The 14,859-nt window shown below is 62.0% G+C and carries 12 protein-coding genes; 7 read left to right on the forward strand and 5 right to left on the reverse strand.

What is annotated here, in order from left to right; translation table 11 throughout:
• Positions 1–82: 82 nt before the first annotated feature.
• Entirely contained in the window at positions 83–814 is a 732-nt protein-coding gene (locus JL2886_RS01210; RefSeq protein WP_065273466.1) for an RlmE family RNA methyltransferase, read from the forward strand.
• Between the two features lie 29 nt (positions 815–843).
• Here the strand turns inward: JL2886_RS01210 and JL2886_RS01215 are convergent, their stop codons facing one another.
• The gene (locus JL2886_RS01215; protein ID WP_133245342.1) at positions 844–1,149 is read right to left on the reverse strand and encodes a hypothetical protein; all 306 of its coding nucleotides are present in this window, start codon (positions 1,147–1,149) and stop codon (positions 844–846) included.
• Between the two features lie 16 nt (positions 1,150–1,165).
• The gene (locus JL2886_RS01220; RefSeq protein ID WP_065270349.1) at positions 1,166–2,062 is read right to left on the reverse strand and encodes a YihY/virulence factor BrkB family protein; all 897 of its coding nucleotides are present in this window, start codon (positions 2,060–2,062) and stop codon (positions 1,166–1,168) included.
• A gap of 188 nt (positions 2,063–2,250) precedes the next feature.
• On the opposite strand from JL2886_RS01220, the gene cls reads away from it, so the two are divergent.
• The 4 genes from cls (at position 2,251) to JL2886_RS01240 (ending at position 7,956) form a co-directional block, all read left to right on the forward strand.
• Positions 2,251–3,672: a cardiolipin synthase gene (gene cls, locus JL2886_RS01225; RefSeq protein WP_335645288.1), complete on the forward strand. Its 1,422-nt coding sequence runs from the start codon at positions 2,251–2,253 to the stop codon at positions 3,670–3,672.
• Between the two features lie 135 nt (positions 3,673–3,807).
• Positions 3,808–4,464, forward strand: coding sequence for an ABC transporter ATP-binding protein (locus tag JL2886_RS01230; RefSeq protein ID WP_065270350.1), 657 nt, complete (start codon positions 3,808–3,810; stop codon positions 4,462–4,464).
• Positions 4,461–6,887, forward strand: coding sequence for an ABC transporter permease (locus JL2886_RS01235; RefSeq protein WP_065270351.1), 2,427 nt, complete (start codon positions 4,461–4,463; stop codon positions 6,885–6,887). The genes JL2886_RS01230 and JL2886_RS01235 overlap by 4 nt, the downstream gene beginning before the upstream one ends.
• The gene (locus JL2886_RS01240; RefSeq protein ID WP_065270352.1) at positions 6,877–7,956 is read left to right on the forward strand and encodes a lipocalin-like domain-containing protein; all 1,080 of its coding nucleotides are present in this window, start codon (positions 6,877–6,879) and stop codon (positions 7,954–7,956) included. Before JL2886_RS01235 ends, JL2886_RS01240 begins: the two co-directional genes overlap by 11 nt.
• Positions 7,957–8,027: 71 nt before the next feature.
• Here the strand turns inward: JL2886_RS01240 and JL2886_RS01245 are convergent, their stop codons facing one another.
• The 3 genes from JL2886_RS01245 to JL2886_RS01255 all read right to left on the reverse strand — a co-directional run bounded on the left by JL2886_RS01245 (position 8,028) and on the right by JL2886_RS01255 (position 12,537).
• On the reverse strand, positions 8,028–8,459 hold the full coding sequence (locus tag JL2886_RS01245) for a universal stress protein (RefSeq protein WP_065270353.1): 432 nt from the start codon (positions 8,457–8,459) through the stop codon (positions 8,028–8,030).
• On the reverse strand, positions 8,456–11,443 hold the full coding sequence (locus JL2886_RS01250) for a TRAP transporter permease (RefSeq protein WP_065270354.1): 2,988 nt from the start codon (positions 11,441–11,443) through the stop codon (positions 8,456–8,458). Before JL2886_RS01250 ends, JL2886_RS01245 begins: the two co-directional genes overlap by 4 nt.
• A 128-nt stretch (positions 11,444–11,571) precedes the next feature.
• Entirely contained in the window at positions 11,572–12,537 is a 966-nt protein-coding gene (locus JL2886_RS01255; RefSeq protein ID WP_065270355.1) for a TAXI family TRAP transporter solute-binding subunit, read from the reverse strand.
• 451 nt (positions 12,538–12,988) lie between these two features.
• Here JL2886_RS01255 and mtnA point away from each other — a divergent pair, with 451 nt between their 5' ends.
• Complete coding sequence (gene mtnA, locus JL2886_RS01260; RefSeq protein ID WP_065270356.1) at positions 12,989–14,098, forward strand: S-methyl-5-thioribose-1-phosphate isomerase; 1,110 nt, start codon at positions 12,989–12,991, stop codon at positions 14,096–14,098.
• Positions 14,095–14,760 carry a class II aldolase/adducin family protein gene (locus JL2886_RS01265; protein ID WP_065270357.1) on the forward strand — a complete coding sequence of 222 codons (666 nt, stop codon included), beginning with the start codon at positions 14,095–14,097 and terminating at the stop codon, positions 14,758–14,760. The genes mtnA and JL2886_RS01265 overlap by 4 nt, the downstream gene beginning before the upstream one ends.
• Positions 14,761–14,859 lie beyond the last annotated feature (99 nt).

A 14,859-nucleotide genomic window follows, 5' to 3' on the forward strand; every position in this document is an offset into this window, starting at 1 on the left:
TTTTCGCGTCCGATCTGTCATGGACCGCGGAAAGCGAGCCTATACTGGCAAAGACCGACATCGGCAAAGATGGTACAAAGAGATGGCAAAGACCCCTTCCGGCAAGAGCCCGACCGGCAAGAACACTTCGGGCCGCGGCCAGCGTGACCTCAAGGTCAAGGTAAAGACCGCTCGCGGGCGCAAGCTTTCTTCGACCCGCTGGCTGCAGCGTCAGCTGAACGATCCCTACGTGCGCCGCGCCCAGGCCGAAGGCTATCGCGGCCGGGCCGCCTACAAGATCATGGAGCTGGACGACAAGTTCCGCTTCCTCGTACCGGGGGCCCGGGTCGTTGATCTTGGCTGCGCGCCAGGAGGCTGGGCGCAGGTCGCGATCAAACGCATCAATGCGCTGGGCGAAAAGCAAGGCAAATCCATCGGCCGCATCATCGGCGTCGACCTGCAGGAGGTCGAACCGCTGGCCGGAGCCGAATTCCACCAACTGGATTTCATGGATGAGGGCGCCGACGATCAGGTCAAGGAATGGCTTGGTGGCATGGCCGATGTGGTGATGTCGGATATGGCCGCTGCCAGTTCCGGCCACAAGCAGACCGACCACCTGAAGATCATGGCCCTTTGCGAGGCAGCTGCCTATTTCTCGTTTGATGTGCTGGAACAGGGCGGCACCTTCGTGGCCAAGGTTCTGGCCGGCGGTGCCGAGGGCGACCTGCAGAAACTTTTGAAACAGAAGTTCACCAAGGTTGCCAATGTGAAACCACCCGCATCGCGGTCGGACAGTTCCGAAAAGTTCGTCATCGCCACCGGCTTCCGGGGTTAAGCGCCCCGGCGGGCCGATCAGGCCGCTTTTTAATGCAACGGCTGCTGCGTTGTCTGCAGGGACAGGGTGGCCAGCTCGCGTAGCAAACGCGCATCTGGGCCTTCGTCTTCGCACTGCCGGAAAATCATCTGGGCACGCGGCGTCGGAGCCATGTCGGGCATCGGGCTCTTGAAGAGATCTTGAAGGCGTTTCAGCATCGCGGCGGTCCCTATTCTTGCGTCGGCTGAATCTTGCCTACCCGCGTATTTCGCCCAGCCGATGGCCAAATTGTGGCAAACCTGCCTTTTTTGTTGCAAAACCGGAAACAATAAGGCTTCCGCCTCCGAATTTTCCAAGAACCGCCGGTGCATACTATTCGACGTAGCTGTCCCCAGACGCCTCTGCTGCCTCGGCGCCGGGCTGGTCCAGCCGCATCAACGCACCGTTGAACTCGGCGCCAAAAATCAGGATCGCGGCATTCACATAAAGAAAGATCATCGCCGCCATGGCTCCCGCTAGCCCCGCATAGGTGGCCGAGTACTGCGCGAACGATCCGACATAGATCGCAAAACCAATCCCCGCGGCCCACCACAGCACCACCGTCAGCACCGCCCCCGGCAGGATCTGCGATACCCGGTGCCGCTGCCCGGGCAGCAAAATATGGCACAGCAGCACCGCGACCAGCGGCAACAGAAACAACAACACGCCACTGAATCCCTGCTCCCATCCCGGCCCGACCAGCTGATAGGGCAGCAGATCGGCGATATAGCGGACATAAAGCGGCAAAACGACCTCGAAGAGTGCCGCCACAAGGATGCCCGCGCCGCCCAGCACCACCAGCCCGGCGCAGATCAGACGCGCCTTCCAGAAAGGCCGGGGATCGTTGTCGCCATAGGCATTGACCATGGCCACCCGCACCGCATTGACGCCGTTGGAGGCAAAGTAAAGCGCGAGAACCCCGCCCAGCGTCGCCAGTTGCGTGCTGGAGGTCTCCAAAACCGCGAAGAGTTCGTTCAGGATCGGCTTCGAAACCTCCTCGGGCCAGCCGCCAAAGACGAGGTCCACCAGATCCTCTATCGCGACATCCTGTGACAAAAGGCTCGCGGCGGCCCCCGAAAGGGCGACGGTGAACAGGACAAAGGGGAACAGCGCCAGCATCATCGACATGGCGATATGACTGCTCATCACCCATCCGTTCTTACGGTTGAATGCGGCGGCAGCGCGGGCCAACGCGCGCAGCCAAGGGGAAAGGACAGCAAACAGGTTCATGCTGCAAACCGTTCCACAGCCTCGGCAGAATCGCCAGCCTGACACGATTGGTTTTCACCTCTGGTGTGACCTGTGGCCTCCCGGTCACCCAAGAACCTGCGGTCCTCGCCCCGCGACTGCCCACTGGCAATCAGAGAAGGCCCCGGCCATACTCCATTGGAAAGGAACCGAATAATGGGACAGGCCAGGTGACGTTCTGGGTCGCGATCAGCACGGGTGGCGTCCTCCTGATGTGGGGACTTGCGGTTCTGGGTGCGCTGAACGCGGCCCGCACCGCCCGCACGCCGCAGGGCGCCATCGGCTGGGTCGTGTTCCTGCTGGCCTCGCCCCTGATCGCCCTGCCCGCCTATATGATCTTTGGCCATCACCGGTTCGAACGCTACCGCGCCGCCCGCCAGGACGCCCATCGCGCCGTGCGGGACATGCAGCCAATGGCCGAGGTGCGGGGTACACATAGCCCGGCGAAGATGGCTGTGGACCCTGCACCGTTCGAAGCGGTCTCTGGCCTGCAGGTCTGTACCGGTAACGGCTTCCGCCTGCTGATTGACGGAAAAGCCGGGTTTGCCAGTATGTTCCGCGCCATAGATGAGGCGCGCGACTACCTCTTGATCCAGTTCTACATCGTGCGCGACGATGATCTGGGACGCCGCCTAAAGAGGCACATCATTGCCGCCAGACAACGCGGCGTTGCTGTCTGGTTCATGGCCGACCGGATCGGCAGCCACGGCCTGCCCACCTCCTATCTTGCCGAGCTGCAACAGGCTGGCGTCAATCTGGTGGATCGCGGCACCCAAAGGGGCCCCAAGCACCGCTTCATGCTGAACTTTCGCAACCACCGCAAAACCGTGGTGGCCGATGGCCGTGTGGGCTTTACCGGCGGGCTGAACGTCGGCGATGAATATATCAGCCACACCAAGGCGTTTGGCGACTGGCGCGACACCCATGTGGAGCTGACCGGCCCGGTGGTGCAACAGCTGCAGCTGACCTATGCGCAGGACTGGCACTGGCTGACGGATGAGCCGATCCTGGACCTGCTCACATGGGAGCCGGAGCCGTCGCCGGAAAACCGATCCGCCCTGATCGTGCCGACAGGGCCCGGGGATACCACCGAAAACGGATCAATGATGTTCTTTTCGGCCATCTCTGCCGCCCGCAGCCGGGTCTGGATCGCTTCGCCCTATTTCGTTCCCGACCTTGATGTCGTGGCCGCCCTCAAACACGCAGCGCTGCGCGGCGTGGATGTGCGCATACTGTTGCCAGGCATTGTCGACCACTACCTGCCATGGTTGGCCTCATTCGCCTATTTCGATGACCTGCAAAAGGTCGGTGTTCAGGTCCTGCAGTATTCCGGCGGCTTCATGCATCAAAAGACCTTTGTCGTCGATGATACCGTCGCCGCCGTCGGTACCACCAATATGGACAATCGCTCTTTTCGACTGAATTTCGAAACCATGGCGCTGTTCTTTGATACCGGCGCGGCGGAAGCCGTCGCCGCGATGCTGGAGGATGATTTCACCCGCGCGCGCAGTTTGGATCGGCCACTCGCGGCGCAGCACTGGTCCGTCCGCCTTTTCGCCCCCGTGGCCCGGTTGCTGGCGCCGGTGCTGTGAGAGTCCGACACCATTTCCAAAGTCACGAACTGACGCCGCGATCCCAGCAGGGCCGCCCTGTTCCGCACGCAAAACGCCCCTAAATGTTTCCCAGTCTCAACCAACGCCCCAGCGCCGACAGGATGACAAACCACTATGGTTCTCAAGATTACCGACGTGAGCAAGAGTTATACCTCAGGCCAAGGTGTGACGTCCGTATTGCAGGGGGTCTCGCTGACCCTTGAGGCCGGATCCAGCCTGGCCCTGACCGGGGACAGCGGATCGGGGAAAAGCACCCTGCTCCATCTGGCTGCGGCTCTGGACAGTTTCGACAGCGGAGAGATCACAATCGAGGGCGCGCCCCTGTCCGGGCTGAACGAGGCCGGGCGCGCCGCCCTGCGCCAGCAGGCGGTCTCCATTGTTTTCCAGCAATTCAACCTGATCCCATCCCTCAGCGTTGGTAGCAACCTCAGCCTGCACGCACGGCTGGGCCGCCGCCGGGACCGCGCTTGGGAAGATCGCTTGATCGACCGGCTAGGCCTATCGAACTTACTGGACCGCTATCCTGACCAGCTATCCGGCGGACAACAGCAACGGGTCGCCATCGGCCGCGCCATGGCCCTGCGCCCGGCGCTGCTACTGGCGGATGAGCCGACCGGAAACCTTGATGAAACCGCGAGCGAGGCGGTGATGGGCCTGATGCTGGAGCTGTTGCGCGACAGTGGCGCGGCGCTGTTTCTCGTGACCCATTCGGACAGTATCGCCAACCAGCTGGACCGGCGGCTGCATCTGAAACAGGGCCAGATCGCATGATCACTGCCGCCTTTCAGACGTTGCTGTCCCATTGGCGGCGCCATCCCTTCCAACTGCTCGCCATCGTCGCCGGGCTGGCGCTCTCCACGGGGCTCTGGTCCGCAGTGCAGGCCATCAACGCCGAGGCCCGCGCCAGCTATGCCCGCGCCGCCAGCCAACTGGGACAAGCGCAGGCCGATCAGCTGGTGGCCGGTGATGGCGTGATCCCGCTTGATACCTATGTGGCCCTCCGCCGCGCCGGTTGGCGGCTGGCTCCGGTTCTGGAGGGGCGCATCAAGCTGGGCACGCAATCCATTGATCTTATGGGGATTGATCTCCTGAACCCGCCGCCTGTCGCACTGTTGTCCGGAGAAACAGGCGAAGAGGATGAGGCATCCGATATCTCACTGTCGCTGCTGCCCCCCGGCCAGTTGTTCCTGCACCCGGAGACCGCCGCGTCTCTTCCACCGGTCGAGCGTACGCCGCGCATTGTAGCGTCCCCCGAGGTGCCCCGAGGCACAGCGATTGCCGATATCAGCGTGGCGAGCCGACTTCTCCAGCGTCCGGATACCCTAGATTGGCTGGTGATCCTTCCAGAACAATCCAGTGACCTGCCGCCGCTAGTGCAACTGGCGCCAGCGCTCACCCGGATCAGCGCACAGACGGCAGGTTCAGCTACGGCCCGGCTCACAGACAGTTTTCACCTCAACCTCACTGCCTTTGGTCTGTTGTCTTTCGCCGTCGGGCTGTTCATCGTGCAGGGCAGCATTGGGCTGGGGCTGGAGCATCGCCGCGGTCTGTTCCGCACCCTGCGCAGCCTCGGGGTGCCGCTGCGCACCCTTGCTGGTCTACTTGTGGCAGAGCTGGCGCTCATTGCACTGGGCGCTGGTGGCCTTGGCCTTATCATAGGTTATGGCGTTGCGGCAGCGCTGCTGCCAGATGTCAGCGCGACGCTGTCCGGACTGTACGGTGCCTCGGTCGAAGGCAGCCTGACCCTGCGCCCGGTATGGGTGCTCTCTGGCCTTGGCATGGCCCTCGTGGGCACCGCACTGGCAGGCGCGCGGGCGCTGTTCAGCCTCTGGACCATGCCGGTGCTGGCGGCTCCGGCGACCTCCGCCCGGGGACAGCAGACCGCCCGGTCCTTCCGGCTGACCGCTGTTTCTGGCGTCCTACTGATCGCCGGAGGATGCGCCACGCTGTGGCTGTTCGACGGGCTCGTGGCAGGCTTTGCCTTTCTGGGCGGGCTGATGCTGGGCGCGGCGCTGCTGCTGCCGCAGGCGCTGTCGCTGCTGCTGCGCCTTGGGGCCCGCAGCGCACGGGGTCCGCTCGCCGAATGGGTCTGGGCCGACAGCCGCGCGCAACTGCCCGGCCTGTCGTTGGCGCTGATGGCGCTCCTGCTGGCGTTGGCGACAAATATCGGCGTTGGAACAATGACTTCCAGCTTTCGGCTCACCTTTACAGGCTGGCTGGATCAGCGGCTGGCGGCAGAGTTCTATATCACGCTGAACAGCGACCAGCAGGGCACTGATTTTGCGGCATGGGCTGAAACACAGCCCGATGTCCGACCGCTGCCGATCCGCTGGCACGAGATCCGGCACCGAGAGGCACCGCTGCGGATCTATGGCGTTGTCGACGATCCGACTTACCGGGACAACTGGCCGATCCTGCGGGCGCTGCCCGGCGTCTGGAAACAGGTGACCGAGGGTCAGGGCATTCTGATCAACGAACAGCTTGCCCGGCGCCACGAGTATGCGCCCGGCGACACGCTTACCCTTGCGCCGGACTGGAGCGCGCCAATCGCCGGGATCTATTCCGATTACGGCAATCCAAACGGCCAGGCCATCGTCGCCCTGCCGGATCTGCTGCACCGCGCGCCCGACATCCCGAACCGGCAATTTGGCGTCCGCATCCCCCCGGAACGCAGCGCGGATTTTATCAGCTCTGTCCGGCAGAGGTTTGATATCAAACCGGAAAGCATAAGAGACCAAGCCACGATCAAGGCACGGTCATTGGCGATCTTTGACCGGACTTTCGTCGTCACAGAGGCGCTCAACCTGCTGACGCTGGGGGTCGCTAGCTTTGCCATGCTGACCAGCCTTCTAACCCTCTGGGGGCAGCGGCTGCCGCAACTGGCACCGGTCTGGGCCATGGGGGTGACGCGCGCACGGCTGGCCCGGATCGACATCTTGCGCAGCCTGCTGCTGGCGGGCCTGACTGCCTGTCTGGCGCTACCCCTGGGGCTGACGCTGGCCTGGGCGCTGCTGGATGTGATCAATGTCGCGGCCTTTGGCTGGCAATTGCCGATGTATCTGTTCCCACTCGACTGGCTGCGCCTGTTCCTGCTGGCGTTGCTGGCCGCCGCCCTGGCTGCCCTGATCCCCGCCCGCAAGCTGAGCCGCCTGTCACCGTCCCACCTGTTGAAGGTCTTTGCCAATGAACGATAAGCTGCTGGCGATCCTTGCTGCTGTTCTCCTGACGCTCGGCCTGACCCTTGCGCCCATGTTGCTGCGGGCGCAGGGTTTCGCGGGCCTGGGCACCGAGGCTGAAGGATTTGCCATCCCCGAACCTGGCACCGTGCTCAGCTTTCCGCGCGACCATGGCCCGCACCCAGATTTTCGCATTGAATGGTGGTACTTGACCGCCAACCTTCAAGGCGCGGATGGACAAGATTATGGTATTCAGTGGACCCTATTCCGCTCTGCGCTGGCCCCCGGAAGGCAACCGGGCTGGGACAGCCCGCAGATCTGGATGGGGCATGCTGGCCTCACCACCGAACGGCAGCATTACTTTGCCGAACGTCTGGCGCGCGGCGGTATCGGACAGGCCGGGGTCACTGCAGATCCGTTCAACGCCTGGATCGACGATTGGCATATGCGAGGGACCGGCGTCGGCATCGACCAGTTGAGCCTCCGCGCCAGCGGAATGGAGTTTTCCTATGATCTACAGCTCTCGGCCGACACGCCGCTGGTCCTGCATGGCGCGGATGGATACTCGGTCAAATCCGCCAGCGGACAGGCGAGCTATTACTACTCCCAGCCCGGCTACCGGATCGAGGGGCAGTTGATGCTGCCCTCGGGCCCTGTTGCCGTCACCGGCCACGGTTGGCTCGACCGGGAATGGTCCAGTCAGCCGCTTGATGAGGATCAGACCGGTTGGGACTGGTTCTCGCTGTCCTTCGACAACGGTGAAAAACTGATGGGGTTCGTGCTGCGCGGCGTGGACGCTGATTACACGTCCGGCACCTGGATTGCGGCCGATGGCAGCGCCCGCGCCCTGCCCGATGGCGCCTTCTCAGCGCAGCCGCTGGACTACAGCAGCGTCGCGGGCCGCTCCGTTCCCACTCGCTGGCAGGTATCGCTGCCCGAACAGGAGCTGTCAGTAACCGTGGAGGCGCTGAACCCGCAAAGCTGGATGGGCACCGCCTTTCCCTATTGGGAGGGGCCTGTTCGGGTCAGCGGCAGCCACAACGGTCGCGGGTATCTGGAGATGACCGGTTATGAGCCTGGTGAGTAGCTGTCGGGCATGAAAAGAGGCGCCACAAGCGGGCGCCTCTGATCTGTCGTACTCAGCTTTAAACCGCGGATCTACCGAACCACGTAGACCGAGCAATCGCTGTGCCGGATCACACGCGCGGCGTTGGGGCCAAGCAGGTAATCCTTGAGGTCGGGCTTATGCGCGCCGATCACGATCAGATCGGTTCCCGCCTTTGCCGCCACTTGCAGGATTTCCTGATAGGCGGTGCCGGTGGCCACCACATGGCGCACCTTTGCGTTCCGCTCCGCGCCCAGAACCTCTTCGCAGAGGTCCCGCAGATGCGCGGTGGTGTCCTTGACCGCCTTGTCGTGGTGGTGCTCTTCGAAGAAGCCGGAAACCCAGCTTTCGCCGAAATCCGGCAGGACGTTCACCACATCCAGCTGAGCCTCATCCAGCGCAGCAAGCCGCGCCGCCTGTTCCAGCACCTTGCGGTCCAGCGCCGCATCGCTCAGTTCAAGCGCACATAGAACGGATTTGCTCATGCCGGTACTCCTTCCTTGCTGGCGCGACCGCGCTGCATCATGGCCACCAATGCCAGCAGCAGCAATGCGGGGATAAAGATCAGCTCCTTGGGCAGTTGATCCTGCGGCGCCTTGATCTCGGTAACCTGAACCGGGTCATCGCCATAGAAATCAAAGCTGCCAAGGACCTCTTCCGCCGGGGTGCCGAAACCGGGCGCGTCGAGCTTCATCAACCCGTCCTCGGGCAGCAGCACCAGACCGATCGCCTCGGCCATGGCCAGACCGTCCCCGGAGCCATCCGAGGGGATCACCAGCGTTGTGGAAGCCGCGCCGCCAGTGTCGAAATCGGGACCTTCGATGCGCAGACGCAGCTCCTGCCCCGCTTCGGATGCCGACAGCACCTCGACCAGTTCGCTCGGGGCCGCCTCGGCAAAGGGGGGCATGATCCGGTTCATGAAGAAATCCGGACGGAACAGGGCAAAGGCCACAAGAACCAGAAGCACGCTTTCGTAGATGCGGCTGCGGGTCAGGAAATACCCCATCGTCCCGGCGGTAAAGACCAGGATCGCGATGGTCGCCGATATGGCCACCAATATGCCTTGAGCCCATGTCACATCAATCAACAGCAGATCGGTATTGAAGATGAACACAAAGGGCAGCGCCACGGTGCGCAGAGAGTAGAAGAAGGCAACGAAACCAGTGCGGATCGCATCGCCGCCGGAGACAGCCGCCGCAGCAAAGCTGGCAAGGCCCACAGGCGGTGTCACATCGGCCATAATACCGAAGTAGAAGACGAAAAGATGCACCGCGATCAGCGGCACGATCAGCCCCGATTGCGCGCCAAGCTCAACCACAACACCGGCCATCAGCGAGCTCACGACGATATAGTTCGCCGTGGTCGGCAGCCCCATGCCAAGAACCAGCGACAGAAGGCCGACCATGATCAGCATAAGGATCAGGTTTCCACCAGACAGGAACTCCACCAGTTCGGACATCACCTGCCCCACGCCCGTCAGCGTCACGGTGCCCACGATCACACCCGCCGTGGCGGTTGCCAGGGCGATGCCGATCATATTGCGGGCACCGTCGATCATGCCGTGCCACAGATCGCTCGCCCCATCCATGAAGTTGAAGGCAAGGTTGGACTGTCCCCGGAACAGGGCCTTGAGCGGTTTCTGCGTCAGCAGGATCACAAACAGCAGCGCCGTCGCCCAGAAGGCCGACAGGCCGGGCGATTTCTGTTCGATCATCAGGAAATAGACCAGCACGATGATCGGCAGCAGATAATGCAGCCCCGCCTTATAGATCTTGCCCACATCCGGCAGCTCCACATCCTCGGCATTGGGATCGTCCGGCACCAGATCCTCGACCCCGGCGGCGAGTTTCAGCAGCGCCACATAGGCCGCAACCACCAGCAGCGACAAGACTGTGCCAGAGGCTTCGGGCATCAGCGAAATCACCCAACCGACGGGATATTGCACGCCGTAACACAGCGCCGCGAAGCCCGCGAAAAACGCCGCCATACCGCCGATTGTGCGGCCCATGGAGACGACGCGGTTGCCCAGCGTCGGCATGTTCCGCTTTACCGCCTCCAGATGCACGATATAGACCAGCGCCACATAGGAAATCGCGGCAGGCAAGAAGGCATGGGTGATGACCTCGACGTAGGAAATGCCTACGTATTCCACCATCAGGAAGGCCGCAGCCCCCATCACCGGCGGCATGATCTGACCGTTGACCGATGAGGCGACCTCGACCGAGCCGGCCTGTTCATTGGTAAAGCCCACCCTTTTCATCAAGGGGATGGTGAAGGTGCCCGTGGTCACAACGTTGGCGATGGAAGAGCCTGAGATCAGGCCTGTCGCTGCCGAGCCGACAACAGCCGCCTTAGCCGGGCCACCGCGCAGGTGGCCAAGGGCGCCAAAGGCCATTTTGATAAAGTAATTCCCGGCGCCCGCCTTATCCAGCAGCGCCCCGAACAGCACGAAGAGAAAGACGAATTTGGTGGAAACGCCAAGTGCGATGCCAAAGACACCTTCGGAGGTGATCCACATATGGCTCATCGCCTTTTTCAGGCTGGCGCCTTTCCAGCGGATCACTTCGGGCACCACGTCAGAGGAGCCAAAGAACACATAGGCGAGGAAGATCGTGGCGATGATCGCCATCGCGGGCCCCAGGGCGCGACGCGCGGCTTCGAACAGGATGATCAACCCAGCCAGCGCAAAGAATTTGTCGACATCATCGGCCAGACCGCCGCTGTCGACGATCTTTTGATAGTTAAGGAAGCCATAGACCGCCACATAAACGCCCGCAGCGGCAAGAACCCAGTCCTGCACCGGCACGAAACCCGGCTCGGGATTGGCCCATTCCCGCAGGTAGGCCAGAACCATAACGGCCGCTACAATCAGCGCGACCACGATGGAAAAGAGCGCCAGAGAACCGCTCCAACCGTCACAAAGATACTGCCCAAGGATCGCCACCGCGCAATAGGTCAGTAGTGCCACCGCCGCGAAAATGCCAAGCGCGCTGGCCATGCTCTCCAGCCGCGTCGCCATGCCCGATCCGTTCAGATAGGTCGGCAGCACCAGCACCAGCGCCACCAGCGCCGAAACGACAACCGCCGCCGATACCGAAAGCCCCGGCGCGATCGCAAGCAGCACCGCCACGCCAAAGGCGCCGATACCCAATAGCGTTCCGATATGCCCCAGCCAGAAGCCCACCAAATTGCGGCTTTCCCGGCTCATGGCGGGATAAGCCATGAACCCCAGCATCAGGGCGAATGCCAGGTGGATCAGCCGTGAATTGTTATTGACGGCGCCCGGCAGCAGATAGTTCGAAAGCGGTGAGGCCAGAATGACCTGAAACAGCGACCAGCTTACGGCGACAAGTGCAAGAGACAGGCCCACAGCCCCAATGGGGTTGCGCGCACCGGCGTCCGAGGACGCGACCAGTTCCTGCAGTTCTTCCTCGCTAAGCGGTCGATTTCCTTGAGCATCGGATGTCATGGATAATCTCCCCTGCGGACGCCCTGATATGGGATCCGGCTATTGTGATTGGCGCCATCACCGATGAGAGGCCCGGCAGGCGCAAAGCGGGGCGCCAATGCGCCCCGCCAGTTGGTCATTGGCCGATCTTATTCGATCCAGCCCATTTCCTTGTAGTATTTGGCAGCGCCATCATGCAGCGGCGCCGACAGGCCGTCCTTGATCATCTCTTCCGGCTTCAAGTTGGCAAAGGCCGGGTGCAGCTTCTTGAAGGCGTCGAAGTTTTCAAAGACCGATTTCACCACCGCATAGACCGCGTCTTCAGACACGTCGGTCGAGGTCACGAAGGTCGCGCCCACACCGAATGTCTTGGTGTCTTCGTCAGACCCACGGTACATGCCGCCCGGGATCGTCGCAGTACGATAGAAGGAGTTGTCGGCAACCAGTTTGTCGACGGCTTCCCCGTCCACGGTGACCAGAACCGAGTCACAAGCGGTGGTGGCTTCCTGGATCGAGCCAGAAGGGTGACCCACGGTGTAAACCATCGCGTCGATCTGGTTGTCGCACAGGGCAGCGGATTGTTCGGCCGCCTTCAGCTCGGTCGCCAGGGCGAAATCTTCCATGCCCCAGCCTTTGGCTTCCATCAGCACTTCCATGGTGCCGCGCTGACCGGAACCGGGGTTGCCGATGTTGACCCGCTTGCCTTTCAGATCGTCAAAGTTGGTGATGCCCGCATCGGCGCGCGCCACAACGGTAAAGGGCTCGGGGTGGACCGAGAACACCGCGCGCAGACCTTCAAAGGCGCCCTGCTCTTCGAATTTGGAGGTGCCGTTATAGGCATGGTACTGCCAGTCGGACTGGGCAACGCCGAACTGCAGCTCACCTTCGCGGATGGTGTTGATGTTGTAGACCGAACCGCCGGTGGATTCGACGGCGCATTTGAATCCGTGCTCCTTGCGGTTCTTGTTGACCAGACGGCAGATCGCGCCGCCCGTCGGGTAATAAACGCCGGTCACACCGCCGGTGCCGATGGTGATAAATTCCTGCGCCTGCGCTGCCGGAGCCATGAAGGCCGCGGTCACAAGCGCACCGATGGACAGTTTTGCGTGTTTCATCGTTTCTATACTCCCTTTTTCATTCTTGGTGACACTCTGCACCTCTGTGCGACTGTCAGCTCTCAATCAAAATCCGGAGACTGAACAGTCTGGCTCAGCAGGCAGGAACGCCCAACTCTTTTGCTAAAGTCTGCATATGCAATAGATAAAGCTCAGCTTCCGGCGCGCATCGGCGCCTGTCAACTCTGCCGTTTGGCGAAAGGGTTGAAAAACCGATCTTCCCGCATATGTGACGCCCTGCGTTGGATTTTCCCCGCTCTCAGCCAGACCCACCCGGATTCGCATAACTGTGGCAGAATGCCGCACCGAAATGCAAGACCTCTTCCTGCGTCAGGTTTCCACTTCCGGTACAGTTGAGCGGCTCCATAGGCGCGCTCTTGCAAGGGTCAGTATTTTCCGCGAAAAAAGTTCCAACACACCAATCCAGCCGTCCCGGCAGAAAGAGGCTCTCGTGAAGGTTAACGGAACCCCGTACCGGTCCCTGTGGTGGGAAGAGAATGCACAGGCTTTGCAGATCATCGACCAGCGCTGGCTGCCCTATGATTTCCGGATCGAGCAGCTTGAGACTCTGGCAGAGTACTGCGAGGCGATCACCGGCATGCATGTGCGTGGCGCGCCGCTGATCGGCGCCACCGCAGCCTACGGCATGGCGCTGGCTGCGCGTCTGGACCCTTCGGATGGCAATCTGGACGCCGCATGGGCGGCGCTGAACGCGACACGCCCGACGGCGATCAACCTGCGCTGGGCGCTGGACCGCTGCCGCAAAGCCCTGCGCCCGCTGGTAGAGGCAGATCGCGCCGCGGCGGCCCTGCGACTGGCCCATGACATTGCCGACGAGGATGTCGAGATCAACCGCAGGATCGGCCAACACGGCCTTGAAATCATTAAAGAGATCGCCGCGAAGAAACCGGCGGGCGAGCCTGTCCGTCTGCTGACCCATTGCAATGCCGGGTGGATCGCAACCGTGGATTGGGGCACCGCCACCAGCCCGATGTATCAGGCCCATGATGCCGGTCTGGATATCCATGTCTGGGTCGATGAAACCCGTCCCCGCAACCAGGGCGCGCTGACCGCATGGGAGCTCGGCAGCCACGGTATCTCCCACAGCTATATCACCGACAATGCCGGCGGCCATCTGATGCAGCACGGACAGGTGGACATGGTGATCACCGGCACCGACCGCACCACCCGCAACGGCGATGTCTGCAACAAAATCGGCACCTATCTAAAGGCGCTGGCAGCCCGGGACAACAACGTGCCCTTCTACGTGGCACTGCCCTCGCCGACCATCGACTGGACGGTTTCCGACGGCGTGCGTGAGATCCCGATCGAGGAACGCGCGGGCCGCGAAGTCAGCCATGTTCAGGGCGCCCTGCCGGATGGCATGATCGGTACGGTTGAGGTCACGCCGAAAGGCAGCGGCGTCGGCAACCCCGCCTTTGACGTGACCCCCAGCCGTCTGGTCACCGGGCTGATCACCGAACGCGGTGTCTGCGATGCCAGCGCCGAGGGACTTGCCGGGCTATTCCCGGAGTTTGCAGCCTCAGGCGATCCGGCATGAGCGCGGGTTCCTACGCCGACACGCCCGAGCTGCGGCAGGCCATAATCGACGCCTGCCTGTCGATGGAGCGCCAGCAGATCAATCAGGGCACCTCGGGCAATATCTCGGTGCGGGTTGGGGACCAGATGCTGATCACCCCTTCGGGCGTGGATTACGCCCGAATGACGCCGGAGATGATCGTTGCCATGCCGCTGGACGACGGCGCCCCGGAGCCCGGACAAATGAAGCCTTCCTCGGAATGGCGGTTCCACCGGGATATCCTGCGCGACAAGCCTGCCGTTCACGCGGTAGTCCACGCGCATCCGGTCAATTGCACCGCGCTGGCGATGAACCGGACCGAGATCCCAGCCTGCCACTACATGATCGGCGCCTTTGGTGGTGATATGGTTCCGGTGGCAGATTACGCCCTGTTCGGCACTGCAGACCTGTCAGACAATGTTCTGAAATCGCTAAAAAATCGGGCAGCCTGCCTAATGGCCAATCATGGTGCGGTCGTCATCGCGGACACGTTAAACCGGGCGCTGTGGCGCATGGTGGAGCTGGAAACACTGGCCAAAGGCTACGTCACCAGCCTGACCTTCGGACAGCCCCATATTTTGAACGGCGATGAAATGGCCAAGGTCATGGAGGCCTTTGCTGATTACGGTCTCAAAGATATCTGAGAGATGACCCAAAGCCGTCGCGGTCGGCTTTTCCTCTGGACATTTGCGACGTGTGACGGAAGGCTGCCGGTTATTGAATCCAATATTCACCTAAATTCT

Source organism: Phaeobacter gallaeciensis (genome assembly GCF_001678945.1).
GTDB lineage: Bacteria > Pseudomonadota > Alphaproteobacteria > Rhodobacterales > Rhodobacteraceae > Phycobacter > Phycobacter gallaeciensis_A.

Bases quoted from the DNA above. Each gene is read 5' to 3' on its own strand.
- JL2886_RS01210 (WP_065273466.1), top strand. From the start codon at position 83: ATGGCAAAGACCCCTTCCGGCAAGAGCCCGACCGGCAAGAACACTTCG.
- JL2886_RS01220 (WP_065270349.1), bottom strand. From the start codon at position 2,062: ATGAACCTGTTTGCTGTCCTTTCCCCTTGGCTGCGCGCGTTGGCCCGC.
- JL2886_RS01230 (WP_065270350.1), top strand. From the start codon at position 3,808: ATGGTTCTCAAGATTACCGACGTGAGCAAGAGTTATACCTCAGGCCAA.
- JL2886_RS01235 (WP_065270351.1), top strand. From the start codon at position 4,461: ATGATCACTGCCGCCTTTCAGACGTTGCTGTCCCATTGGCGGCGCCAT.
- JL2886_RS01240 (WP_065270352.1), top strand. From the start codon at position 6,877: ATGAACGATAAGCTGCTGGCGATCCTTGCTGCTGTTCTCCTGACGCTC.
- JL2886_RS01245 (WP_065270353.1), bottom strand. From the start codon at position 8,459: ATGAGCAAATCCGTTCTATGTGCGCTTGAACTGAGCGATGCGGCGCTG.
- JL2886_RS01250 (WP_065270354.1), bottom strand. From the start codon at position 11,443: ATGACATCCGATGCTCAAGGAAATCGACCGCTTAGCGAGGAAGAACTG.
- JL2886_RS01255 (WP_065270355.1), bottom strand. From the start codon at position 12,537: ATGAAACACGCAAAACTGTCCATCGGTGCGCTTGTGACCGCGGCCTTC.
- JL2886_RS01265 (WP_065270357.1), top strand. From the start codon at position 14,095: ATGAGCGCGGGTTCCTACGCCGACACGCCCGAGCTGCGGCAGGCCATA.